Annotated in this window: 20 protein-coding genes and 3 tRNA genes; 18 read left to right on the top strand and 5 right to left on the bottom strand. The window is 63.0% G+C overall.

The genetic code is table 11. The annotated features are described in order from the left end of the window. The first annotated feature begins 952 nt into the window (after positions 1 to 952). Genes mnmG through ACFZAI_RS16300 form a run of 6 tightly spaced genes read left to right on the top strand, consistent with a single transcriptional unit; the run spans position 953 to position 7,177 of the window. The gene (gene mnmG / locus ACFZAI_RS16325; RefSeq protein WP_391567893.1) at positions 953 to 2,872 is read left to right on the top strand and encodes a tRNA uridine-5-carboxymethylaminomethyl(34) synthesis enzyme MnmG; all 1,920 of its coding nucleotides are present in this window, start codon (positions 953 to 955) and stop codon (positions 2,870 to 2,872) included. Further along, positions 2,869 to 3,582: a 16S rRNA (guanine(527)-N(7))-methyltransferase RsmG gene (rsmG, locus tag ACFZAI_RS16320; RefSeq protein WP_391567892.1), complete on the top strand. Its 714-nt coding sequence runs from the start codon at positions 2,869 to 2,871 to the stop codon at positions 3,580 to 3,582. The genes mnmG and rsmG overlap by 4 nt, the downstream gene beginning before the upstream one ends. Beyond that, complete coding sequence (locus ACFZAI_RS16315; RefSeq protein ID WP_391567891.1) at positions 3,579 to 4,379, top strand: ParA family protein; 801 nt, start codon at positions 3,579 to 3,581, stop codon at positions 4,377 to 4,379. The genes rsmG and ACFZAI_RS16315 overlap by 4 nt, the downstream gene beginning before the upstream one ends. A 9-nt stretch (positions 4,380 to 4,388) precedes the next feature. Then, positions 4,389 to 5,213, top strand: coding sequence for a GNAT family N-acetyltransferase (locus ACFZAI_RS16310; protein ID WP_391567890.1), 825 nt, complete (start codon positions 4,389 to 4,391; stop codon positions 5,211 to 5,213). A gap of 43 nt (positions 5,214 to 5,256) precedes the next feature. Beyond that, positions 5,257 to 6,180, top strand: coding sequence for a ParB/RepB/Spo0J family partition protein (locus tag ACFZAI_RS16305; RefSeq protein WP_054420874.1), 924 nt, complete (start codon positions 5,257 to 5,259; stop codon positions 6,178 to 6,180). Then, a complete protein-coding gene (locus tag ACFZAI_RS16300; protein ID WP_391567889.1) occupies positions 6,173 to 7,177 on the top strand; it encodes an asparaginase in 1,005 nt (334 codons plus the stop codon). The genes ACFZAI_RS16305 and ACFZAI_RS16300 overlap by 8 nt, the downstream gene beginning before the upstream one ends. On the opposite strand, the gene ACFZAI_RS16295 is transcribed toward ACFZAI_RS16300, so the two are convergent. Beyond that, complete coding sequence (locus ACFZAI_RS16295) at positions 7,171 to 8,043, bottom strand: LysR substrate-binding domain-containing protein (RefSeq protein ID WP_391567888.1); 873 nt, start codon at positions 8,041 to 8,043, stop codon at positions 7,171 to 7,173. The two genes, ACFZAI_RS16300 and ACFZAI_RS16295, sit on opposite strands and share 7 nt — an antisense overlap. 118 nt (positions 8,044 to 8,161) lie before the next feature. On the opposite strand from ACFZAI_RS16295, the gene ACFZAI_RS16290 reads away from it, so the two are divergent. The 4 genes from ACFZAI_RS16290 to ACFZAI_RS16275 all read left to right on the top strand — a co-directional run bounded on the left by ACFZAI_RS16290 (position 8,162) and on the right by ACFZAI_RS16275 (position 12,735). Next, positions 8,162 to 8,749: a hypothetical protein gene (locus ACFZAI_RS16290; protein ID WP_391567886.1), complete on the top strand. Its 588-nt coding sequence runs from the start codon at positions 8,162 to 8,164 to the stop codon at positions 8,747 to 8,749. Between the two features lie 2 nt (positions 8,750 to 8,751). Then, positions 8,752 to 9,942: a cystathionine beta-lyase gene (gene metC, locus ACFZAI_RS16285; protein ID WP_391567885.1), complete on the top strand. Its 1,191-nt coding sequence runs from the start codon at positions 8,752 to 8,754 to the stop codon at positions 9,940 to 9,942. Beyond that, entirely contained in the window at positions 9,939 to 11,537 is a 1,599-nt protein-coding gene (locus ACFZAI_RS16280; protein WP_391567884.1) for a rhodanese-like domain-containing protein, read from the top strand. Before metC ends, ACFZAI_RS16280 begins: the two co-directional genes overlap by 4 nt. Positions 11,538 to 11,727: 190 nt before the next feature. Further along, positions 11,728 to 12,735 (top strand): Bug family tripartite tricarboxylate transporter substrate binding protein, encoded by a 1,008-nt coding sequence (locus ACFZAI_RS16275; RefSeq protein WP_391567883.1) that lies wholly within the window; start codon positions 11,728 to 11,730, stop codon positions 12,733 to 12,735. A gap of 35 nt (positions 12,736 to 12,770) precedes the next feature. Here the strand turns inward: ACFZAI_RS16275 and ACFZAI_RS16270 are convergent, their stop codons facing one another. Genes ACFZAI_RS16270 through ACFZAI_RS16255 form a run of 4 tightly spaced genes read right to left on the bottom strand, consistent with a single transcriptional unit; the run spans position 12,771 to position 17,338 of the window. Next, positions 12,771 to 13,532 carry a DeoR/GlpR family DNA-binding transcription regulator gene (locus tag ACFZAI_RS16270; RefSeq protein ID WP_391567882.1) on the bottom strand — a complete coding sequence of 254 codons (762 nt, stop codon included), beginning with the start codon at positions 13,530 to 13,532 and terminating at the stop codon, positions 12,771 to 12,773. Positions 13,533 to 13,549: 17 nt separating this feature from the next. Beyond that, the gene (locus ACFZAI_RS16265) at positions 13,550 to 15,232 is read right to left on the bottom strand and encodes an ABC transporter permease subunit (protein ID WP_391567881.1); all 1,683 of its coding nucleotides are present in this window, start codon (positions 15,230 to 15,232) and stop codon (positions 13,550 to 13,552) included. Between the two features lie 40 nt (positions 15,233 to 15,272). Then, the gene (locus tag ACFZAI_RS16260; RefSeq protein ID WP_391567880.1) at positions 15,273 to 16,280 is read right to left on the bottom strand and encodes an ABC transporter ATP-binding protein; all 1,008 of its coding nucleotides are present in this window, start codon (positions 16,278 to 16,280) and stop codon (positions 15,273 to 15,275) included. 47 nt (positions 16,281 to 16,327) lie between these two features. After that, complete coding sequence (locus tag ACFZAI_RS16255; protein ID WP_391567879.1) at positions 16,328 to 17,338, bottom strand: ABC transporter substrate-binding protein; 1,011 nt, start codon at positions 17,336 to 17,338, stop codon at positions 16,328 to 16,330. Positions 17,339 to 17,490: 152 nt separating this feature from the next. Here ACFZAI_RS16255 and hisN point away from each other — a divergent pair, with 152 nt between their 5' ends. From hisN to ACFZAI_RS16215, 8 genes are all read left to right on the top strand, one after another. Beyond that, a complete protein-coding gene (hisN, locus tag ACFZAI_RS16250; RefSeq protein ID WP_391567877.1) occupies positions 17,491 to 18,297 on the top strand; it encodes a histidinol-phosphatase in 807 nt (268 codons plus the stop codon). 57 nt (positions 18,298 to 18,354) lie between these two features. Beyond that, positions 18,355 to 19,740 carry a glutamine synthetase family protein gene (locus ACFZAI_RS16245; protein ID WP_391567876.1) on the top strand — a complete coding sequence of 462 codons (1,386 nt, stop codon included), beginning with the start codon at positions 18,355 to 18,357 and terminating at the stop codon, positions 19,738 to 19,740. A 30-nt stretch (positions 19,741 to 19,770) separates the two neighbouring features. Continuing rightward, positions 19,771 to 21,159 carry an aldehyde dehydrogenase family protein gene (locus ACFZAI_RS16240; protein ID WP_391567875.1) on the top strand — a complete coding sequence of 463 codons (1,389 nt, stop codon included), beginning with the start codon at positions 19,771 to 19,773 and terminating at the stop codon, positions 21,157 to 21,159. Between the two features lie 24 nt (positions 21,160 to 21,183). Beyond that, entirely contained in the window at positions 21,184 to 22,347 is a 1,164-nt protein-coding gene (locus ACFZAI_RS16235) for an iron-containing alcohol dehydrogenase (RefSeq protein ID WP_391567874.1), read from the top strand. A gap of 112 nt (positions 22,348 to 22,459) precedes the next feature. Continuing rightward, positions 22,460 to 22,546: transfer RNA gene (locus ACFZAI_RS16230), tRNA-Tyr, on the top strand. Positions 22,547 to 22,691: 145 nt separating this feature from the next. Continuing rightward, positions 22,692 to 22,765 (top strand) — tRNA-Gly (locus ACFZAI_RS16225). 12 nt (positions 22,766 to 22,777) lie between these two features. Continuing rightward, a tRNA-Thr gene (locus ACFZAI_RS16220) sits at positions 22,778 to 22,852 on the top strand. A 56-nt stretch (positions 22,853 to 22,908) separates the two neighbouring features. Continuing rightward, on the top strand, positions 22,909 to 23,378 hold a 470-nt coding region (locus ACFZAI_RS16215; protein WP_157055419.1), incomplete at its 3' end, for a GTP-binding protein.

Raw genomic sequence — 23,378 nt, 5'->3', positions numbered from 1 at the left:
GTTCCTGTAAAGCGCCCGCCTTTATTTGTCGAATCGCATTTTTAGTGGCTTGATGTGTTTCACGTGAAACGCAAAAGAGCGATATTTTCGGCAAGGGGTAGGGTAGGGTCAAAAATATCTCTTTTTTTCTCTAATCCTGGCGCGCGCAGCGATGAGTGATGGCATAGCTGAAATCGTCGCCGTCCCCAAATTTAGTGTGTTTCACGTGGAACAAGGATGACTAGAGGATCGTGAAATTTCATGATTGGGTGGTCGCCCGACTCTGGTTCCACGTGAAACGCGTAATCGCGTCGGCGAAGAAATCGGTGAGGTGGGGGGCCTGAATGGCAAGGTAGATGTTTCACGTGAAACATCGCTAGACGAGAACGAGCTCTAGGTAGTTCGAGTTAGGTCTAGCGGAACCCAATGTTTCACGTGGAACATTCACCAAGAGCGACAACGCCTACGATCATTCGCAGCAGCAGATGCCATGCTGCTTATTCCAAAGAACGTGTTGCTTCGCCGGTTCCGGCGTCAAGCCGGGGGTGAGTCGTCATGTTCCACGTGGAACATGACATGTCGCGGATATGAAGGTCGGGGTCCGTACGCTGTTTCACGTGGATGTTTCACGTGAAACATCGACGAGTAGCTAAAGCGAAACCGACGATGTGTTCACGCTGCGGCGTCTACGCCTCTGCCCAATGTTCCACGTGAAACATCGCTACGCCTAACCCTGCTAGCTGAACCGGTGCATGGCGCGGCGCTAGCCACGTGTTTCACGTGGAACATCCGCTTCGAAACAGAGGCAGATGCCGACATATTTACCCACCGGCTGGCTTGAATCGTTGCCAATTGCCTACGGCAGTGCTGCGCCCATCCCGCCAATATCAGGCCTTGCGATGTTTCACGTGAAACATGCAACCCCTGCCTCTATAATGAGCACCGAACGCCTTCTTATCTTTCCCTCCCCATCATGGACTATCCCCGCGAATTCGATGTCATCGTCGTCGGTGGCGGCCACGCCGGCACCGAGGCCGCCCTGGCTGCTGCCCGCGCTGGCGCCCAGACGCTGCTGTTGACGCACAACATCGAAACCCTAGGCCAAATGTCTTGCAATCCCTCCATCGGCGGGATCGGCAAGGGCCACCTTGTCAAAGAAGTCGACGCCCTCGGTGGCGCGATGGCTTTGGCAACGGACGAAGCGGGGATTCAATTCCGCATTCTTAACGGATCGAAAGGCCCGGCCGTCCGCGCGACTCGCGCCCAGGCCGACCGAGTGCTGTACCGTCAGGCGATCCGTGGCCGACTCGAGAACCAGCCCAATCTGTGGCTGTTCCAGCAGGCAGTGGAAGACTTGATGGTGGAGGGCGACCGCGTCGTCGGCGCCGTGACCCAGGTGGGCTTGAAGTTCCGGGCCAAGACGGTGGTGCTGACCGCCGGCACATTCCTGAACGGGTTGATTCACGTGGGTCTGCAGAATTATTCCGGCGGCCGTGCGGGCGACCCCCCGGCGATTTCGCTGGGCCAGCGCCTGAAGGAACTGAAGCTTCCGCAAGGCCGACTGAAGACGGGTACGCCTCCGCGCATTGATGGCCGCTCGATCAACTACAGCATCCTGGAAGAGCAGCCGGGCGATCTGGACCCGATACCCGTGTTCTCGTACATGGGCAATGTGGCCATGCACCCGCGCCAACTGCCGTGCTGGATCACGCACACCAACGCCTGCACGCACGACATCATCCGCGGGGGCCTTGACCGCTCGCCGATGTACAGCGGCGTGATCGAAGGGGTGGGCCCGCGTTACTGCCCGTCCATCGAAGACAAGATCCATCGCTTTGCCGACAAGGAATCGCACCAGGTCTTCCTGGAACCCGAGGGTCTGGATACGCATGAGGTGTATCCCAACGGCGTGTCGACGAGCTTGCCGTTCGATGTGCAGCTGGATCTGATCCATTCCCTGCGCGGCCTGGAAAATGCGCACATCATGCGCCCGGGTTACGCCATCGAATATGACTACTTTGATCCACGTGGATTGAAGAGCACGCTGGAAACCAAGGCGATCAGCGGGCTGTTCTTCGCCGGCCAGATCAACGGCACTACGGGTTACGAAGAAGCGGCGGCCCAAGGGCTGTTGGCTGGCGTCAACGCCGCGCTGTTGTCGCTGGGCCGCGACCAATGGACGCCGCGCCGCGATGAAGCCTATTTGGGCGTGCTGGTCGATGACTTGGTTACGCGAGGCGTGACCGAGCCGTATCGCATGTTTACCTCGCGCGCCGAGTACCGGCTGAGCCTGCGCGAAGACAACGCCGATCTGCGCTTGACCGAAATCGGCCGCCAGCTGGGTATCGTGGATGACGCACGCTGGGATGCTTTCAACCGCAAGCGCGACGCGGTGGCTGCGGAAGTTGAACGGTTGAAATCCTCGTGGGTGAATCCGCGCGTGATGCCGGCTGAAATTGCCGAACCCTTGCTGGGCAAAGCAATTGAACGTGAGTACTCACTAGCTGATCTGTTGAAACGCCCGAATGTTTCATATGGAGCATTGATGGCGGCGCAGAACGCGGATGGTTCGCTGCTGGCCGGCCCCGGCGTGGTTGCGGATGACGTCTTGGCCGAGCAGGTCGAGATTCAGTTGAAGTACGCCGGCTACATCGCGCGCCAGCAGGATGAAGTCCAGAAGCAGATTTCGCACGAACAGCAGCCCATCCCGGCCGACGTGGATTACGACGCCGTGACGAGCCTGTCGTTCGAAGTGCGCCAGAAGCTGAAGACGCATCGTCCGGAAACGGTGGGCCAGGCGGCTCGCATTTCCGGCGTGACCCCCGCTGCAATTTCGTTGCTGCTTATCCACCTGAAGCGCCTGCATTACGGCTCGCGCAAGCAAGCCGCATGACCGCCCATACCGATCAGGCCGGCGCTGACATGGCCGGCCGCCTCTCTCGCGCTTGCGAGCAGCTGGGGCTGCGCGCTGACGCCGCCGCACAAGCCAAGCTGCTGAACTATCTGTCGCAGATGCAGCGCTGGAACCGCACGTACAACCTCACCGCCATCCGCGATCCGCAGCAGATGCTGATTCAGCATTTGTTCGACAGCCTGGCCGCCGTCGGGCCATTCAGCGACGCGCTGGGCGCCGATCGCCACGCGGCCAAGGTCTACGACGTGGGATCGGGTGGCGGCCTGCCTGGCGTCGTTCTCGCCATCATGCGGCCCACGTGGTCTGTGACCTGCATCGACGCCGTTGAAAAGAAAACCGCATTCGTGCGCCAGATGAGCGGCGCACTGACGCTGCCCAACCTGCAAGCGCGCCATGCACGCATTGAAACGCTGGACCCGGCCGAGTGCGACATCGTTACGTCGCGGGCCTTCGCATCCCTGGATGATTTTGCGCAGCTTGCGGGTCGCCACGTGCGCAACGATGGTACCCTCGTCGCCATGAAGGGCAAGGTCCCCGAAGAAGAAATTCAGGCTTTGCATGCGCGCGGGGAATGGCAAGTCGACCATATTCAGCCGCTCCAGGTGCCGGAGCTGCAAGCAGAGCGCTGTCTGATCTGGATGCGCCGCAACGAAGAACGCAGCGAAGGACGCAGTCAAGGAACCCTATGAAGAACTTACCCCCCAGCACAACCGCCCGCGTCTTCTGCATTGCCAACCAGAAGGGCGGTGTGGGCAAGACGACGACCGCCATCAATTTGGCGGCGGGCCTTGCCACGCACAATCAGCGCGTGCTGCTGGTGGACCTGGACCCCCAAGGCAACGCCACGATGGGCAGCGGCATCGACAAGAATGCGCTGGAGTCGAACCTGTACCAGGTGCTGATCGGCGAGGCTACGATTGAGCAGGCCCGCGTGAAGTCGGAATCCGGCGGCTACGACGTGCTGCCCGCCAACCGCGAGCTGTCCGGCGCCGAGATTGACCTGGTTCAGATGGAAGAGCGCGAGCGCCAGTTGAAGGCCGCGCTGGACACTGTCGCCACGCAATACGATTTCGTGCTGATCGATTGCCCGCCGACCTTGTCCCTGCTGACGCTGAATGGTCTGGCCGCCGCCCACGGCGTCATCATCCCGATGCAGTGCGAGTACTTCGCGCTGGAAGGCCTGTCTGACCTGGTCAACACCATCAAGCGGGTTCACCGCAACATCAACGACGACCTGCGCGTTATTGGATTGTTGCGTGTGATGTTCGATCCGCGCATGACGCTGCAACAGCAAGTGTCGGCGCAGCTTGAAGCGCACTTTGGCGACAAGGTCTTCAAGACCGTTGTGCCGCGCAACGTGCGTCTGGCTGAAGCACCCAGTTACGGCATGCCGGGTGTGGTGTATGACCGCGCGTCACGCGGCGCGCAAGCCTATATCTCGTTCGGCGCTGAAATGATCGAGCGCGTCAGAAAGGACTTGAAGTAAGTCGTACCCATGTCCGTTGCCGCGCTCTTTTCTCCGACTGCATCGCAAGCCTCGCACACGCCGCCCGCCGACGTGCGCGACAGCTTGCGCGTGCGTCTTGAAGAGGCCGCGCTGAACGCCACGGCGGTCGGTGCGCAGCTGCTCTATGATGGCTGGCTGGTGCGCTTCTCGCGTTCGGAAGCCAAGCGCGTGCGCAGTGTGAACGTGCTGGGGTTATCCACACGTCCGCTGGACGAGCGGCTGGCGTATTGTTCTTCGTTGTATGCGCGCCATGGCTTGCCCATGGTGCTGCGCATTACCTCCATCGGCCCCGATTTTTCGCTGGACGCCGAGCTGGAGTCCCGCGGCTATACCTTCACCGGTGAGACCCGAGTCATGAGCATGTCGCTCGCCCCCAGGCCTGGCGTCCGGGGCGGCCTGTTTTTCAGGAAAGTCGACACCGGCCGCTTCGCGCAAGCGGTCGGGGCAATGCGCGGCTCGGCGCCCGAACATATCGGCGAACATCAAGCGCGTCTGCAAGGGCTGGCTGTGGATAAGCAGCCGGTGCTGGTTTTTGACGCGCACGAGCAATGCGTCGCCGCGGGCTTGGCCGTTCGCGATGGTGACTTGCTCGGTCTGTTCGACATCGTCACCGATCCGGGGCAACGGCGTAAAGGCTACGCCGACGCCCTGGTAGATCATCTATTGACCGAAGGCGCCGCCGGCGGCGCCACGACCGCATACCTGCAGGTTGAGCCGGAGAATACCGCCGCGCGGACCTTGTATGGCCGCTACGGTTTCAAAGACTGTTACGCGTATTGGTACCGTCTGCCCGCCGAGCAGACGGACGCCTGAGCCTGGCTCGGGATACAAAAACAGAAGGAAAGAGGATTTAACTATGGCCACCAAGAAACCCAAGGGATTGGGTCGCGGACTGGACGCCTTGCTTGGCGCGGACGCGCCTGCGATCGACAACATCGGCAAGGCCGTCGCGGCCAAGCCCGAGGGTCCGCCATCTACCTTGCCCATCTCGAAGATGCGCGCCGGCAAGTATCAGCCGCGCACGCGCATGGACGAGGGCGCCCTGGGTGAGCTGGCCGAATCGATCCGCACACAAGGCATCATGCAACCCATTCTTGTGCGCGCACTGGGCGAGACCGCGCCCGGCCATTACGAGATCATCGCAGGCGAACGCCGCTACCGCGCCGCGCAGATTGCCGGCTTGAAGGAAGTGCCGGTGCTCGTGCGTGAAGTGGCCGACGAGAACGCGGCCGTCATGGCGCTGATTGAAAACATCCAGCGCGAAGATCTGAACCCGCTGGAAGAGGCGCACGGCGTGCGCCGCCTGCTGGACGAATTCGGCCTGACCCATGAGCAGGCCGCGCAAGCGATCGGCCGTTCGCGTTCCGCCACCAGCAATCTGCTGCGTCTGTTGAATCTGGCCGCGCCCGTGCAAACGATGCTGCTGGCGGGCGATGTCGACATGGGCCATGCCCGCGCGCTGTTGGCCGTGGATGCGGCCACGCAGATCCAGCTGGCCAACCAGATCATTGCGCGCCGTCTGTCGGTGCGGGAAGCGGAAAAGCTGGTCGCGAAGACCGCCAAGGACACGGAGTCTGCTGCCTCCCCGCGTAAAAAGACCAACGGCGTATCGCGTGATCTGACGCGTCTGGAAGAAGCCTTGTCCGACCACCTGGGCACGCGTGTCGCCCTGAAGGTGGGCGCAAAAGAGAAAGGGCAGATCGTCATCGACTTCCATGGCTGGGAACACTTGAACTCGCTGCTGGAACGCCAAGGCTTGTCCGGAGTCGTGGATGCTTGAGCAAGCCTTGCCGGTGATCGCCGTGCTGGCCACGGGCGGCACCATTGCGGGCGCCCAGGCCGACGCCACGTCTGCCGGCTACAAGGCAGGATCGTTCTCGGTGAACGACTTGCTGGCGGCTGTGCCTCAGTTGTCAGGCATTGCCGAGATCCGCGCCGAACAGGTCGCGAATGTGGGCAGCCAGAACATGACGCACGCCGTGTGGCGCGCGCTGGCCGAACGTGTGAATACCCTGTGCCAGGACGCGTCGGTGGCCGGCATCGTCATCACGCACGGCACCGATACGCTTGAAGAAACCGCGTACTTCCTGAGCCTGGTCATCCAGCACGACAAGCCTCTCGTGCTGGTGGGCGCCATGCGTCCCGCCACGGCGTTGGGCGCGGAAGGTCCGGCCAACTTGTATAACGCGGTGGCGCTTGCCCGCCACCCCGACGCGCGCGGCCGTGGGCCGCTAGTCGTCATGAATGAAGACGTGCATTACGCGCGCGAAATCCAGAAGATCGCCAGCGCAGGCCTGTGCGCATTTGCGTCGCCCAATCGTGGCCGCGCAGGCGTCATGCATGGCGGCGCGCCGTGCTTCTATTCGCGCAACACCACTGCACACACCACACAAAGCGAGTTTTCACTCGCATTATTGGAAAGGGCGGGCTGGCCGCGCGTGGATATCGTCTACGCCCATGCCAACCTGCAAGCCGATTTGATCGAATTCCTGGCCGATAGCGTGGATGGCATCGTGCTGGCCGGCGTGGGCGATGGCAACGCCACGGATCTTGCCATCGGCGCATTGAGCCGTGCGGCAGATAGCGGCGTGGCCGTGGTGCGGTCCAGCCGCACCGGCAGCGGCTTCGTGGCGCGCGATGTTGAGCTGGACGACGGCAGCCTGGGCTTTATCGCGGCGCGTGATCTGAATCCGCAAAAGGCGCGCATCCTGCTGATGCTGGCCCTGTCCGTCACCCGCGACGTGGCCGCCGTGCAAGCGGTGTTCGACCGCTACTGAGCGTCGCCGTGCTGCGCCAGCCCCAGGTTGGTTCGCAGCATGTCATAGACCTGCCGCGTCAGCGGATTGATCAGATCACGTCTTATCCACAGGAAGTAGGTGACGTCCGGCAAGGGCGGCAGCCCTTCCTTTTCTCCCAGCACGCGCATTTCCGGCCCCAGCAGCTCCACGCTGCGGGCCGTGACACCCAGCCCGGCGCGCAACGCCGCTTTGATGCCCACCAGGTTCGGCGCCACATAGTTGGTGTGCCAGCGAACCTGCGCCTGCTCCAGCGCATTCAAGGCCAGACGGCGAAAGATGCTGGGCTCATCGGCCAGCACCAGCGGCACGGGCGCGTGCACATCGTGCACATAGTCGGCGGACGCCAGCCACACCGTGGGCGACGTGCGTAGCGCCACGCCTTCGAAATCCTGATCAAAACGCGTGGAGATGGTGAGATCGATTTCGCCAGCGCGCAGGGCATCCATCAGGAAGGGGCTGCGATCCACGCGAATCTCGAGCTTCACTCGCGGCGCTGACCGCGCGATGTGCGTCAGCAGGGTGGGCAGGATGGTGTCCGCCACGTCCAGCGGCGCGCCCAGCCGCAAGTCCCCTTCCAGCGGACCATCCTGCAAGGCGCGCAGCGCTTCATCGTTGATGGCGAGCATGTGCCGCGCATATTCCACCAGCCGGCGGCCATGCGATGACAGCACCTTGTTGCGCCCCTGCTTTTCAAACAGGGGCAAACCGATGGTGGACTCCAGCCGCTGCATCTGCTGCGTAATCGCCGACTGCGTTTTATGCAGCCGGTTGGCGGCTTCCGAGAACGTCTCGTGCTGGGCGATGGCCGCCAGCGTACGAAGCAGGTCCAGATCCAGATTGCGCATGTCATGCCCTAAAAGTATTAGCAATGCTAATGGGATGTTAAGGCAATTTAAATTGTTGGCGCAGGGGCCGAGCGATACATTAAGTGCAATAACTCATGAAACAAGAGGGAAAACCAAAGTGAGCACCGCACATCCTCATCAGGCCGGTATCGATAGCGCCATCGGAAATATTAAAAAAACTGTAGGAAATAAGGGGCTGAACCGCGACAGCCTGAACGACGTGCTGCAAGAGCTGGTGGGCTTGGCCGCGCACACGGACTGGTGGACGGGCGACCGCTACGCGCCGCCCGAAGATGGTGAGCGCCAAGCGCGCTACCTGATCGCCGAAGACCCCGACAAGAGCTACGCGCTGTACTTGAACGTCATGCGCCCCGGCAACAAGATCGTGCCGCACAACCACACCACCTGGGCCTGTATCGCTGCCGTGGAAGGCGTGGAATACAACTACGTCTACGACCGCCTGGATGATGGCTCGGTGCCAGGCGTGGGCAAGCTTGCGAAGACGGGCACCGTCGTCGTGGGCCCGGGCGCCGGCATCGCCTTGATGCCCGACGACATCCACGCCGTTGAAATCCAGGGCGACAGCGTCATCCGCCACTTGCATATGTACGGCCGCGCACTGGAAACGCTGAACGAACGCCTGGGTTTCGACCTGGAAGCCGGCACCTGCAAAGTCATGCCGATCGGCGTGAAGACGCGCCGCTGATCATGAGCAAGCCCTACCAGTCCACCACGCGATTGCTGCGCGCCGGGCGTCCCCATCAAGGATGGGTCAATACGCCGGTGACGCGCGCCAGCACCTATGTCTTCGAAAGCGTCGAAGCCTGGCGCGATACGCGTGCACGCCGCGAAGCAGAGCGCCTGCCGTCCTATGGCGCGCGCGGCACGGACAGCACGCATGCATTGGAAGACGCGCTGGTGGAGCTGGAGCAGGGCTTTCGTGCGGCGCTGTATCCCACGGGGCAGGCGGCGATCGCCACCGTGTTGCTGGCCTATCTGCGCGCGGGCGATCACGTCCTGATCACCGACGCCGTGTATGAGCCGGTGCGCCGCTTCTGCGCCGAACATCTGACGCGTTTGGGCATTGAGCACACGTTCTACCGGCCGGATGGCGTGGGCATCGAAGCGCTGATGCAGCCGAACACCAAGATGGTCTACGCCGAAGCCCCCGGCTCGCTGACGTACGAATTTCCGGACCTGTGCGACTTATCCACAGCCGCCAAAAAACACGGCTGCTGGCTGGCTGTGGATAACACGTGGGCGTCGGGTTTGATATACAAACCGCTTACGCTGGGCGCCGATATTTCCATTCTGGCCGCCACCAAATATCTGGGCGGACACGCCGATGTGATGATGGGCGCCGTGGTGGTCAACGCGCGCGCCTGGCGCCCGCTGGAACGCGCCAGCATCGACTTCGGCCAGACCGTCGGCGCCGATGATGCGTTTCTGGTGCTGCGCGGCATGCGTTCGCTGCCGCTGCGCATGGCGCAACACGCCAAGAACGCGATGCAGGTTGCGCAGTTCCTGCTGGAACGCCCTGAAGTGGCTCGCGTGTTGTGCCCCGCCTTGCCCGGCGATCCGTCGCACGCCATCTGGCAGCGCGATTGCTCCGGCGCCAATGGCCTGCTGACCGTCGAACTGAACGACGGCTTCACGGCGGCAGACGCCGATCGGCTGATCGACAGCCTGCGTTTGTTTGGCATCGGCGCCTCGTGGGGCGGCTTTGAAAGCCTGGTGATCCCCGTGCAACTGGCCTCGCGCGCACTGCCTGACGCAACGCCTCGCGGCGCCATGCTGCGCCTGCATATCGGCCTGGAAGCGCCCGAAGACCTGATCGGCGACCTTGAACAAGGCCTGTCCGCCATGACCCAATCCTCTCGTTCCCTTCGAATCTCATGATGCACCCGACCTCCGCTTCTTCCTTTGCAGACATCGACGCCCACACGCTGAAGCAGTGGTTGCACGACGGCCACGAGATCGCCTTGCTGGATGTGCGTGAACACGGCCAGTACGGTGAATCGCATCTGTTCTATGCTGCGCCCGTGCCGTACAGCCGGCTTGAAATCGACATTGTGCGATTGGCGCGGCGGCGCGACGTGCGCGTGGTGGTGTACGACAACGGTGGCGATGACGACACCGCGGCGCGCGCCGCCCGCGCGCTGGTCAAGCTGGGCTATCGACAGGTGCATCGCCTGGCCGGCGGCATCGCGCAATGGCAGCAAGCTGGCTACGCCGCCTTCGCCGGCGTGAATGTGCCCAGCAAAACCTTCGGCGAATTGGCCGAAGAAGTTTTCCACACCCCTCGCATCGGCGCGCGTGAACTGGCCGAACGCCAGCAACGCGGCGATGACCTGATCGTGCTGGATGGCCGGCCTTACGCCGAATACCAGAAGATGAGCATTCCCGGCGGCATCTGCTGCCCGAATGGCGAACTGGCGCTGCGCGCGCACACGCTGGCCAAGCGCCCCGAGACCACCATCGTGATCAACTGCGCCGGCCGCACGCGCAGCATCATCGGGGCGCAGACGCTGATCAACCTGGGGGTGCCTAACCCCGTCTACGCGCTGGAGAATGGCACGCAGGGCTGGTATCTGGAAGACCTGCAACTGGAACATGGTGCGCGCCGCCGTTATGACGATGGCGTGGCGGCCGAAGACCTGCCTGCGTTGGCCAGCCGTTCGGCGCAACTGGCCGAACGCCATGGCGTGCCGTCCGTCAGCGCCGCCACGGTGCAGGAATGGCTGCACGATTCAACGCGCAGCACCTTCCTGTGCGATGTGCGCAGCGCCGAAGAATTCGCAGAAGGCTCGTTGCCGGGGGCGCAGCATACGCCGGGTGGGCAGCTGGTGCAGGCCACCGACCAGTACCTGGCCGTGCGCGGTGCGCGCATCGTGGTGTTCGACGCCGAAGGCGTGCGTGCGCCAGTCGTGGCCAGCTGGTTGCGGCAGATGGGCTGGGACGCCAGCGTGCTGCAAGAAGGTATCAACGCCGCGTTGACGCACCAGACGCCCGAGGTCCAAACGCCCGTCGTTTCCATGCTGTCTGATGCCGGCCTGGCAAGCGCCTTGGCGCAAGGCGCGCAAGCCGTCGACGTTCGCCCCGGCATGCGTTATCGCGCGGGCCACATCGTGGGGGCGCAGTGGTCGATCCGGCCGCGCCTGGATCGGCTGGCGCTGGACCCCGCGCGCGCCGTGGTGCTGCTGGCCGATGACGTTGCGGTGGCGGCGTGGGCCGCAGAAGATTTGCGCGCGTTGGGCGTGCAAGACATCAAGGTGAACACCGGCACGCCGGCCAGCTGGAAGGCCGCTGGCATTGCGCAAGAGGCCACGCCTGCCGTGCCGGCCGACGACGAATGCATCGACTACCTGTTCTTCGTGCACGACCGTCACGATGGCAACAAGGCGGCGGCGCGCCAGTACCTGGCGTGGGAGACCAACCTGGTCAAGCAGATCGATGAACGAGAATTGGCGGGCTATCGCTTTCCGGCGCGCTGACGCCGCCCATTCACGCCGCGTCCGTTAGGGCGCTTGCCGCAACGGCCCGCAGAGGCCGCGCGGCATACCCAATGCATCAACGCAATCAATACGCCCCGGCGGCAGGTGCCGGCGGGGTGCGGACGGTTCATGGCGAACCGGAATGCAGGGACGGCCGAGTATCCGGCCGCCGACACAAGGGGAAATCCAGATGAAGCACCATGCATTGCACACTTGCGGCGCGGCCGCGTTGGCCATTGCCGGCTTGATGTTGGGCGCAGGCGTTCACGCGCAAACGCCGTCGCTCAAGGCGCCCGCCGACTATCCCAAGCAGGCCATCACCGTCGTCTCGCCATTCCCGCCCGGTGGCGGTAATGACAACGTGGCGCGGCTGATTGCGCAGGAGCTGGGCGCCATCACGGGCCAGAGCGTCGTGGTGGAAAACCGCTCTGGCGCGGGCGGCAACGTTGGCACGGCGCAGGTGTCGCGCGCCAAGCCCGACGGCTACACGCTGGTGATGTCGCAGACGAGCGTCATGGCCGTCAACCCGCGTTTGTACAAGAACGTGGGCTTTGATCCGGTTAAGGACTTCACGCCGATCTCGCAGATCACGTCCGCGCCGCTGGTGCTGGTTGCGCGCACCGAAAGCCCGTACAAGACCTTGGCCGACTATCTGGACGCCGCGCGCAAGCAGCCGGGCATCATCACGTATGCGACGCCCGGCAACGGCACGATGAGCCATCTGATGGGCGCGCTGGTGTCGAAGAAAGCAGGCGTGAATCTGGTGCACGTGCCGTATCGCGGCGCGGCGCCCGCCATCACCGATTTGATGGGCGGTACCGTCGATATGCTCATCACGTCACCCGCGTCGGCCGAACCCATGGTGGCCGCAGGCAAGCTGCGCATCCTGGCCTTGAGCCACGAGAACAGCATCGGCATTTTCAAGGGGGCGCCGACGTTGAAGCAAAGCGGGCTGGACGGCATTACCGCCGATGATTGGTATGGCCTGTTTGCACCGGCCGGCACGCCGCCCGAGCGCGTCGCCTACCTGGCGCAAGCGGTCGGACAAGCCATGAAGTCGCCCAACGTGATCGCCAAGATCAACAGCGGCGGCAGCTGGCCCGTGGGCAGCCAGCCCGATGCGTTCAAGACGCGCTTGCAGGAAGACACGGTGTATTGGGCCGACATGGTGAAGACGGCAGGGGTATCGCTGGACTAGTTCTAAGGCCAAGGTCTGGGCGCAGGGCAACGGGCTTACACCGCCAGCACGTTGCCCACCGCTGCTTCCAGCGCCGTATAGGCCGCCGACTTCTGCGCGCTGGTGTTCGTCACCAGATGATCAATGCGGTCAGCGCCGCAGAATGACACGCGGCTGCACAGGCCGATCTTGCTGAAGTCAGCCAGCAGCACCAGTTGCTTGGCATTGGCCGTCATTGCGCGCGCGACCTCGGCTTCGCGCAGGTCATAGTTGGTGGCGCCGCATTCGGCATCCACGCCCACGGGCGACAGCAACGCGAAGTCCGCGCGGTAGCGGTGGATTTCGGCAATGGTGATGTCGCCCGCGGTGGCGCATACCGGCCCGCCGACAGACCCGCCCAGCATCAACAGCTGATTTGCGCCGTTGCCTGCCGCGCCCACCTTCAACGCCACATCGAACGAATTGGTGATGATGGTTAGCCCCGACAACTTCGCCAATTCATCGGCCAGCACGCTGGTGGTGCTGCCCGCATCCAGGAACAAGGTCTGGCCGCTTGCCACCAGCCCCGCTGCCGCGCGGGCAATGGCGCGTTTGTATTTGACGCGCGTGTGTACGCGTTCAGCGATAGGCGGCTCGCTGTGCACCGGCACCGCGCCGCCATGCACGCGGCGCAATTCGCCCATTGCTTCCAATTCGAGCAGATCACGCCTGACGGTTTCGCGCGACACGCCGAGCTCGCCGACGATGCGGTCGGTTGATACCTGCTGCAATGAAGACAGCAGGGCGCGGATTCTTTGATACCGCTCTTCTTGCCACATATCCGATGCTTCCTAATCTATCTCCGCCGCCGCGCCGCGCCGGCGATCAACGCGCGCATGGCCAGCAGAGAACCTCCAACGACCAGCATGATAAGCGTGGAATACGCCGCCGCCTGCGAAACGAATCCGGCTTCGTCCAGCCGCAGCACTGATACCGGCGCCACGCTGACCGATGGGGTCACCAGGAAAATCACCGCCGACAGCGTCACCATCGACCGCATGAACAGAAAGAAGAACACGCCCAGCACCGTGGGGGCGATCAGCGGCAGCACGGCGTCTCGCAGCACTTGCATCGTGCCGCCGCCCAGGCAGCTGACCGCTTCCTCCAGGGCTTGCGGCACAGCGCGCATGCCCGTCATCATCGTCAGGAATCCTTGCGTGTGATAGTGGTAGAAGTTGCATAGCGCGATCAGCGCCGCGCTGCCATACAGCGCATACAGGGGCGTGCCGGGCGCGTTGAACGCGAAGATGTACGACAGCCCCAGCACCAGGCCCGGCACTCCCACCGGCAAGACCGACACCAGATAGATCAGCTTCGCCCAGCCGCGGCCGATGCGGCAGACGCCGAAGCTCAGGAAGAACAACAGCAGCACGCCGCCGCCTGCGGCCGCCAGCGAGAGATACAGCGACGTCCACAACGGCGCATAGCCGCCGCTGACGGTGATGTCGTAGTGCTTGAGCGTCCATTCCATCCGGTACGGCCATAGCCGCATGAAACTTGCGAAGACCACGGTGACGACGGTCAGGATGATCGTGCCGCAGGCCAGCAGCACGCCGATGCCAAACGCCAGATCGCGCGCGCGCGCCGGCTGCGGCGCTACGCGTATGCCGCTGGGCGACGCCGAGCCGAATTGCCGCTGCGACGCCACGCGTTCGATCTGCACGGAAATCAACGATGGCAGCAAAAGCAGGATGCCCACCACCGAGCCCATGCCGAAATTCATTTGCCCCGATACCTGGCTGTAGATCTCCGTGGCAAGAACCCGGTAGTTGCCGCCGATGACCGCCGCGTTTCCGAAGTCGGTGATGGTGATGACGAACACCACGAAGCCTGCGCTCAGCAAGCCGAACTTGCAGTTGGGCAACGTAATGTCGAAGAACTGGCGCGTGCCGGATGCGCCCATGACTTCGGCTGCGTCGTAGTAGCGGGCGTCCGTGTTGCGCAGCGCCGCTTGCAGGATCAGCACGGCCTGGGGCAGGGCATAGAACACGTTCGATATCAGCAGGCCCCAGAACCCGTAGATATCGATTTCCCAGCCGGTCCACCGGTGCACAAGCCCATTGCGTCCCAGGATGAAGATCAGGCCCAGCCCTTGCACGAGCGACGGCGCCAGTAATGGCAACACCAGCGCAAGCCGCACGATGCGCTTGCCGCGCATGCAGCTGCGGTCCAGTCCATACGCGATGGCGAAGCCCGCGGTGATGCTGATCAGCGTGGTCGCCGCGCTCATCACCAGGCTGTTTACCGTGGCGGTCAGGATGCCGCGGGTGGCGAATACTTCGGCGTAGTTGCCCAGTCCGACCGAACCGTCTTTTTCGATCAGACTGCGCCACGCGACGGTGGCCAGCGGATACAGGAAGAACAGCGCCAGGCCGGCCAACGGGATCGCGACGCAGGTCCATAGCAACAGCCGGTCGGCGGACCAGGGCGCGCGTCCGGCGGGCGTGGCGATGGCGGCGCCCGCTTGCAGCGTGCTCATGCGGATTTTCCCTTTGGCGCAGACATTTTCTTTGGCGCGTTCATACCGCCACCCAGGCGCAGTGGCCGGGCTCCATCTCCAGCCGCACCGCCGCGCCGCGCGACAGCCCTGCCGCGCCATGTTGTTCCACCACCAGCTCACGCCCCAGCCAGGCGACGCGCAAGCGGGTCAGGTTGCCCATGAATGTCATGTCCTGCACGCGTCCGGGGCCGTGCCCATCGGCGGCGATGCGCAGGTTCTCGGGCCGCAAACAGGCTTCGAAGCGATCGCTCGCGCCATCGGGCCGCGTCGCCAGCAGTTGCGGCATGGCGTCGCGCACCCAGTCGGTGGGCAGCAGATTGCTCAGCCCCACGAAGTTGGCCACGAAACGGGTGCGGGGCCGCAGATACAGATCTGAAGGCGATCCCACCTGCTCGATGCGCCCATCGTTCATGCAGACAATCTTGTCGGCAAGCGTCAGGGCTTCTTCCTGATCATGCGTCACCATGATCGTGGGGATTTTCAGGCGGCGTTGCACCTCGTGTATTTCCGCGCGCATGTCGGTGCGCACGCGGGCGTCCAGCGCCGACAGCGGTTCGTCCAACAAGATCAGCGCCGGGTCCACCGCCAGCGCGCGCGCCAACGCCACGCGTTGCTGCTGGCCGCCCGATAACTGGTGTGGATAACGTGCCGCATAGTCGGGCAGCTTGATGAGCGTCAGCAATTCGGCGACGCGCGCCGCAATGCGCTCGCGCGATTCGCCGCGAATACGCAGCCCGTAGCCCACGTTTTCGGCCACCGTCATGTTCGGAAACAGCGAGTACGACTGGAACACGATGCCAAAGCCGCGCTTGCGTGCGGGCAGCCCGCTCAGGTCGCGCCCGCCCAGCGTGATGGCGCCGCTATCAAAGGGAAGTAGCCCGGCAACGATGCGCAGCAAGGTCGTCTTGCCGCAGCCGCTGGGCCCAAGCAGGCAGACGAACTCGTGTTCGCCGACAGACAGGTCGATATCTTCCAGCGCCACGGACGCGTCGAAGGTTTTCCGTATCCCGCGCAATTCCAGATACATGAGGTCTCCCGGGCAAATGGCGGCGGGCGGCGCCCGCCGCGCAGGCGTCAGCGCTTGATGGTCTTTTGCCAGGTCTTGATGGTGGCGTCGCGCTCGGCGGCGGACGTCTGGAAGTTCACCGGATACAGCACTGTCGTCAGATCTTTCGGCAAGCCCGCGGCCTCGGCCGCTTTGTTGGGGGCGGCCCCGGGCAGGGTGACGAGCTCCTTGTACTGGCTGTACAGGGCGCCCGCTTGCGGCGACAAGGTCCAATCCAGGAAGCGTTTGGCGTCGGCGGGATTCTTGGCGGTCTTCATCAGCCCGGATGCCTCAAGCTCATATCCCACCCATTGCTTGGGAATGACCATCTTGACGGGGTAACCCTCTTCGATGGATTGCATGGCGGGGAACGCGAACGACACGCCAATGGCATATTCGCCTGCGCGCGCCATCTTGCACGGGCGCGACCCCGATGGCGTGTACTGCGCCACGTTCTTGTCCAGATCCTTCAGCAATGCCCAGCCTTTCTCCTGGCCCAGCCCTTGCAACAGGGCGACGATCTGCAAGTAGCCGGTGCCGGACGCCGCCGGGCTGGGGATAACGATTTCGCCCTTGTAGACCGGCTTGGCCAGGTCTTCCCAAGACGTCGGCATCGGCAGGTTCTTGGATTTCAGCCGATCGGTGTTCACACAGAATGCCGCAACGTAACCGGTCGCGGCGAACCACTTGTTGTCTGCGCCTTTGTACTGGGCGGGCAGGGCGTCGCTGCCTTTAGCCGCGTAGGGCTCCAGCAGATTCTGCAAGCGCGGGTCCAGCATGTTGCTGACGGCAAAGCCCCAGATCAAATCCTGCTGGGGGTTGGCGGCTTCGGCGATAAGGCGCGCGCCCAGGTCGCCGGTGGACAGGCGCAGCACGTTGACCTTCACGTCCGGCATGGCCGCGTTGGCCGCCTTCAGGTAGGCGGCAATCTCGTCTTCTTCCAGCGCGGTGTAGACGGTGATGGCGCCGGCGTGGGCGGCTTGTGCACAACTTAGGGAAATTACTGCAACCACAACGCTAAGCTTCTTCATACATTGCATGATGGAACTCCGGTGGGGAATACACGGCAACGGTGGCGAGCTGCTGATGCGTACGGCGACTTCATATGACAGCGGTGAAGTTGCAGTTTTAGGTATATTTGCAAATTTGGGGCAACGTGTCTAGACTGGAAAAACCCCCTGGGAGCTCACTGATGCAAACGTCCGCCGCCCTGTCGGCGCAGGAATTGGCCGACTATTCCTCGTTCGCGCAAACCCTCGCGGATCAGGTGCGGCCGTTGTCCCGCAAGTGGTTCCGCCATCCGCTGTCCATCGATACCAAAGCCGACGAAAGCCCCGTCACGCAAGCTGACCGCGAAGTCGAATCCGCCTTGCGCGAGGCCATCGCGCAGCGCTATCCCCAACATGGCATCTTCGGTGAAGAGTTCGGCGCCCAGCATGCCGAGGCCGATCTCGTGTGGTCGCTTGACCCCATCGACGGCACGCGGGCCTTCATTTCGGGCAACCCGTTGTGGGGCACGCTGCTGGCGCTGCTGCATCGCGGCCGCCCGGTGTTGGGGCTGATCGACATCCCCATGCTGCAAGAACGCTGGATCGGCGCGTCCGATTCGCCCGCCCGCTTAAACGGCGAGGTCTGCCAGGTCAGTGGCTGCACCGAATTGCGCAACGCCATCCTGTACGCCACCTCGCCCGATATCTTCGAAGGCGCCGAGCTGGCGGCGTTTGACGCCCTGACCGGCGCTGCGCGCATGCGCCGCTACGGGGGCGACTGCTACAGCTATGGCTTGCTGGCCAGCGGCCATGTCGACCTGGTGGTCGAAGCCGGCTTGCAGCCGTATGACTATCTGGCGCTGATGCCCGTGATTGAAGGCGCGGGCGGCGTCATTACCGATTGGTCGGGGCAGCCGCTTGGCCTCGAATCGCAGGGCCGCGTCGTCGCGGCCGCCACGCCGCAGCTGCATCGCCAGGCGATGCGGGTGCTGGAGGCGGCCATGACCTGAACGCCGCGCCGCCCGCCCGCAGTTCAACGCAACGCTTCAGCCACAAGGTGAACAAGCATGCATGCACTTGGGGTAGCAACGGTGGAAGACGCGGAGCGGCTGGTGCAGACCAGCCCGCTCTCGCATATCAAGGTGGGCCTGTCTGACGTCGACGGCGTCATGCTGGGCAAGTATTTGCGGCGCGACAAGTTCCTGGGCGCGTTGCGTTCGGGCCTGGCATTCTGCGATGTGGTGTTTGGCTGGGATCTCGATGACCAGCTCTACGACAACACCAAATACACCGGATGGCACACCGCCTATCCCGATGCGAAGCTGCGCATCGTGCCGCAAAGCGCACGCCGCTTGCCGCTTGAGCAAGGGCCTGGCGGCGAAGACATGCTGCTGTTCCTGGCCGAGTTCGAAGGCGATGCGGGCAACATCTGCCCGCGACGGCTGCTGCACCGCACGCTGGATCGCGCTGCAGGCATGGGCTTCGACGTCTACGCCGCGCTGGAATACGAGTTCTTCATGTTCCGCGAAACGCCCCACTCGGTGCGCGCCAAGCACTACCGCAACATGGAAAACTGGACGCCCGGCAACTTCGGCTATTCCGTGTTGCGCAGCACGGTCGAAGGGGACTTCTACCGCAAGCTGCTGGATATGTGCGAACGCATGGATATGCCCATCGAAGGGCTGCACACCGAAACCGGGCCGGGCGTGCTGGAAGCGGCCCTCGCGGTGGACCTGGCGGCTGATGCTGCCGACAAGGCCTTTCTGTTCAAGACCTTCACCAAAGCCCTGGCGCAGCAAAACGGCTTGATGGCCACCTTCATGGCCAAGTGGTCGCACGATCATCCCGGGCAAAGCGGCCACATCCATCTGTCGCTGCGTGACAAGAAGAGCGGCCGTTCGGCGTTCTATGACGAATCCCAACCGCATGGGATGAGCGCGGCGCAGGTCTCGTTCATGGCTGGCGTGCAGCGCTATTTGCCGGAGTTCATGGCGCTGTATGCGCAGACGATCAACAGCTATTCGCGCCTCGTGCCTGGCTACTGGGCGCCGCTGGACGCAACCTGGGGCATGGAGAACCGCACCACCGCGTTGCGCTTGATTCCAGGCAGCGACAAATCCCAGCGCGTCGAAGTGCGCATCGGCTCGGCGGACGCCAACCCCTATCTGGCGCTGTCTGCCGCATTGGCCTCGGGGCTGTATGGCATCGAACAAGGCCTGAAACCCGAACCCATGGTGCAAGGCAACGCGTACACCCAGCAGTTTCCCCCGCATCTGCGCTTGCCTACGACGCTGTGGGACGCGGCGCAGCGCTTGCGCGAATCCGAAGCCGCGAATCATCTGTTTGGCGCGCCGTTCGTCGAGCACTATGTTGCGACCCGGGAATGGGAAGAACGCCAGTTCCGCCGCCACGTGACCGACTGGGAGCTGGCGCGCTATTTCGAAATCATCTGATCCCCGTCCACCTGTTTGCATAGGGCCGATATGACCCAGGAACTCATCACCATCAGTCCCATCGACGGGCGCGAGGTTGTGCGGCGCGCCTATGCCAGTGAAGCGCAGATTGCGCAGGCGTTGGCGCAGGCTAAGGCGGCGCAGCCGGCGTGGCAGGCATTGGGCATTGCGGAACGGGGGCGCATCGTGTCGGCGGCGGTCGACCGTTTTGTGGCCGCACGCGATGACATTGCGCGGGCCATCACCATCCAGATGGGCAGGCCGTTGCGTTATACGCCGGGCGAGGTCAGCGGCTTCGAATCGCGCGCGCGCCACATGATCGCGATTGCGGAGGAAGCCCTGGCGCCCATTCGTGTGCCGGAACAAGCCGGCTTTACCCGTTTCATCAGCCGCGAACCGATCGGCGTGGCGCTGACGATCGCGCCGTGGAACTATCCGTTGTTGACGGCGGTGAACAGCATCGTGCCGGCGCTGATGGCGGGCAACACCGTCATCCTGAAGCATTCGGATCAGACGCCCTTGTGCGCCGAGTTGATCGAACGGGCGTTCCGTGAGGCCGGCGCGCCCAAGGGTGTGTTCCAGTACCTGCATGCGAATCACGACACGGTGCAGCGCCTGATCCGCGCGCCCGAGATTGGCTACGTGTCCTTCACGGGTTCCGTGCGGGGCGGGCGCATCATCGAAGAAAGCGCGGCGGGGCGTTTCATCGGCGTAGGGCTCGAGCTGGGCGGCAACGATCCGGCATACGTGCGGGCCGACGCCAAACTGGAGCACGCCGTCGAGACCTTGGTGGATGGCGCATTTTTCAACTCGGGCCAGTCTTGCTGCGGGATTCAGCGCATCTACGTCGCCCGCCCGGTGTTTGACGAGTTTGTCGAACGCGCCGTGGCGTTGACGAACGATTACGTGCTGGGCAATCCGCTGCATGCCGATACGACCTTGGGGCCGGTGGTTCGCGCCCGCGCGGCGGCCGAGATTCGCGAGGTCATTGCTGAAGCTGTTTCGGCCGGTGCGCAAAACCTGATTGATCCTTCACATTTTTCAAATGCGAGCGAAAGCTCGCCTTATGTTGCACCCGCGTTGCTTACGCGAGTAAACCATCGCATGCGCATCATGAGTGATGAGTGCTTTGGCCCGGTGGTAGGAATCATGCCGGTAGAGACCGATGACGAAGCCGTAGCATTGATGAACGACAGCCCCTATGGTTTGACGGCGGCGGTGTTTACGCAAGACGAAACGGCTGCGCTGGCGCTAGGCCGCCAAGTGCAGACCGGCACCTTCTTCATGAATCGCTGCGATTACCTGGACCCGGCGCTGGCCTGGACTGGCGTGAAGAACACAGGGCGGGGCGTGTCCCTGTCCGTCGTGGGCTACGAGCGACTTACGCAAGCGAAATCCTTCCATCTGCGCAGCGTCTGACACGACGCATTCAGGAATCGAATCATGACTGTGCCCAGCGTCAATTGGAACTATCCCACTGCGATCAAGGCCGGCCCCGGCCGCGTTAAAGAATTGCCTGATTGGTGCCGCGAGCTAGGCATGCAGCGGCCGCTGCTTGTCACGGACCCCGGCTTGGCCGCGTTGCCGATGGTGGGCGACACCGTGCGTGCTTGCCGCCAATCCGGGCTGGAATGCGGGCTGTTCCACGAGGTCAAGGGCAACCCCACCGGACGCAACGTTGAAGACGGTGTCGCGGCTTATCAACAGGGCCGCCACGATGGCGTCATTGCATTCGGAGGCGGCTCGGCATTGGATGCGGCCAAGGCGATTGCGTTGATGGTGGGACAAAAGCGTCCCTTATGGGACTTCGAAGATATCGGCGACAACTATCAGCGCGTGAATGTGGCTGGCATGGCGCCGGTGGTGGCTGTACCGACCACTGCGGGTACGGGGTCGGAAGTGGGGCGCGCATCGGTCATCACGGACGAGGCCGCCGAGGTCAAGCGCATCATTTTCCATGCGCGCATGCTGCCCGCCATTGTGATCCTCGACCCGGAGCTGACGGTAGGCCTGCCGCCCAAGATCACCGCGGCAACCGGCATGGATGCGCTGTCGCACAACCTTGAGGCGTACTGTTCGCCGTTCTTTCATCCGATGGCGGCGGGCATCGCTATTGAAGCCATGCGGATGATCAAGGAATACCTGCCGCAAGCGGTGGCTGATGGCTCGGATTTGCAGGCCAGGCAGCAGATGCTGGTTGCGTCCTGCATGGGCGCCACGGCATTTCAGCGCGGGCTGGGCGCCATGCACGCGCTGGCGCATCCGCTGGGCGCGCTGTACGACGCGCATCACGGCATGTTGAACGCGATCCTCATGCCCTATGTCTTGAAAGCCAATCAGCACGCGGTCGCGCCCCGTTTGGAAGCGCTGGCGCGTTATCTGGATCTGCCCGCCACGGGGCCGGGCGCGGTCCTGGATTGGGTGCTGCGTCTGCGCGAGACCGTCGGCATCCCCCATACGCTCGCCGACATCGGCATTGATGAGGCGCAGGCCGAGCGGGTAGGGCGCATGGCCAGTGAAGATCCGTCAGGCGGAACCAACCCCATTATTTTCACGGCCGACGACTATTCGCAGCTTTTGCGTGCATCAATTCGCGGAAACCTGTAAGATTCGGCCCCTCTGCGCGGAAACGCGAGTGGTTGAACAAAAGTTTTGAATATTTTCATCCGAAGGGTTTGACACCGGATTCGAAAGTGTTCATAATCTCAAGTTCTCCGCTGGAGGGGTGCCCGAGTGGTTAAAGGGGGCAGACTGTAAATCTGTTGGCCTTGCGCCTACATTGGTTCGAATCCAATCTCCTCCACCAGAGACCCAACTCTATATCCAGGCGATGTCTGCCTGGATTTTAAAATTAGGCCTAGGGAACTGGGCGGCCTTTGCAAAAAAGGCTGTAAGGTTCCCCGGGCCTTGATTTTGAAGAGTCTGGGATGAGAGAAGGTGATGGGTATGCCGCGGGTGTAGCTCAATGGTAGAGCAGAAGCCTTCCAAGCTTACGACGAGGGTTCGATTCCCTTCACCCGCTCCAAGATTTTTAAATGCCCATGTGGCTCAGTGGTAGAGCACTCCCTTGGTAAGGGAGAGGTCGCGCGTTCGATCCGCGCCATGGGCACCACAAATTTCCAAGTTCTTTTCTTCAGTCTGAAGCGCAATCCAGGTCAGGAGTCAGCCATGGCAAAAGGCAAGTTTGAACGTACCAAGCCGCACGTGAACGTGGGTACGATTGGTCACGTTGACCACGGCAAAACGACGTTGACGGCAGCTATCACGACCGTTCTGTCGAACAAGTTCGGTGGCGAAGCCAAGGGCTACGACCAGATCGATGCGACTCCTGAAGAAAAGGCTCGCGGCATCACGATCAACACCGCCCACGTCGAGTACGAAACGGAAGCGCGTCACTACGCTCACGTTGACTGCCCGGGCCACGCTGACTATGTGAAGAACATGATCACGGGCGCCGCGCAAATGGACGGCGCAATCCTGGTTGTGTCGGCCGCTGACGGCCCGATGCCGCAAACGCGTGAACACATCCTGCTGAGCCGCCAAGTTGGCGTGCCGTACATCATCGTCTTCCTGAACAAGGCTGACATGGTTGACGACGCCGAGCTGCTCGAGCTGGTGGAAATGGAAGTTCGCGAGCT

It is taken from the genome of Achromobacter sp. NPDC008082 (assembly GCF_042957345.1).
GTDB classification, from domain to species: Bacteria; Pseudomonadota; Gammaproteobacteria; order Burkholderiales; family Burkholderiaceae_B; genus Achromobacter; species Achromobacter kerstersii_A.
This window is presented reverse-complemented; position numbering and strand designations above follow the sequence as displayed.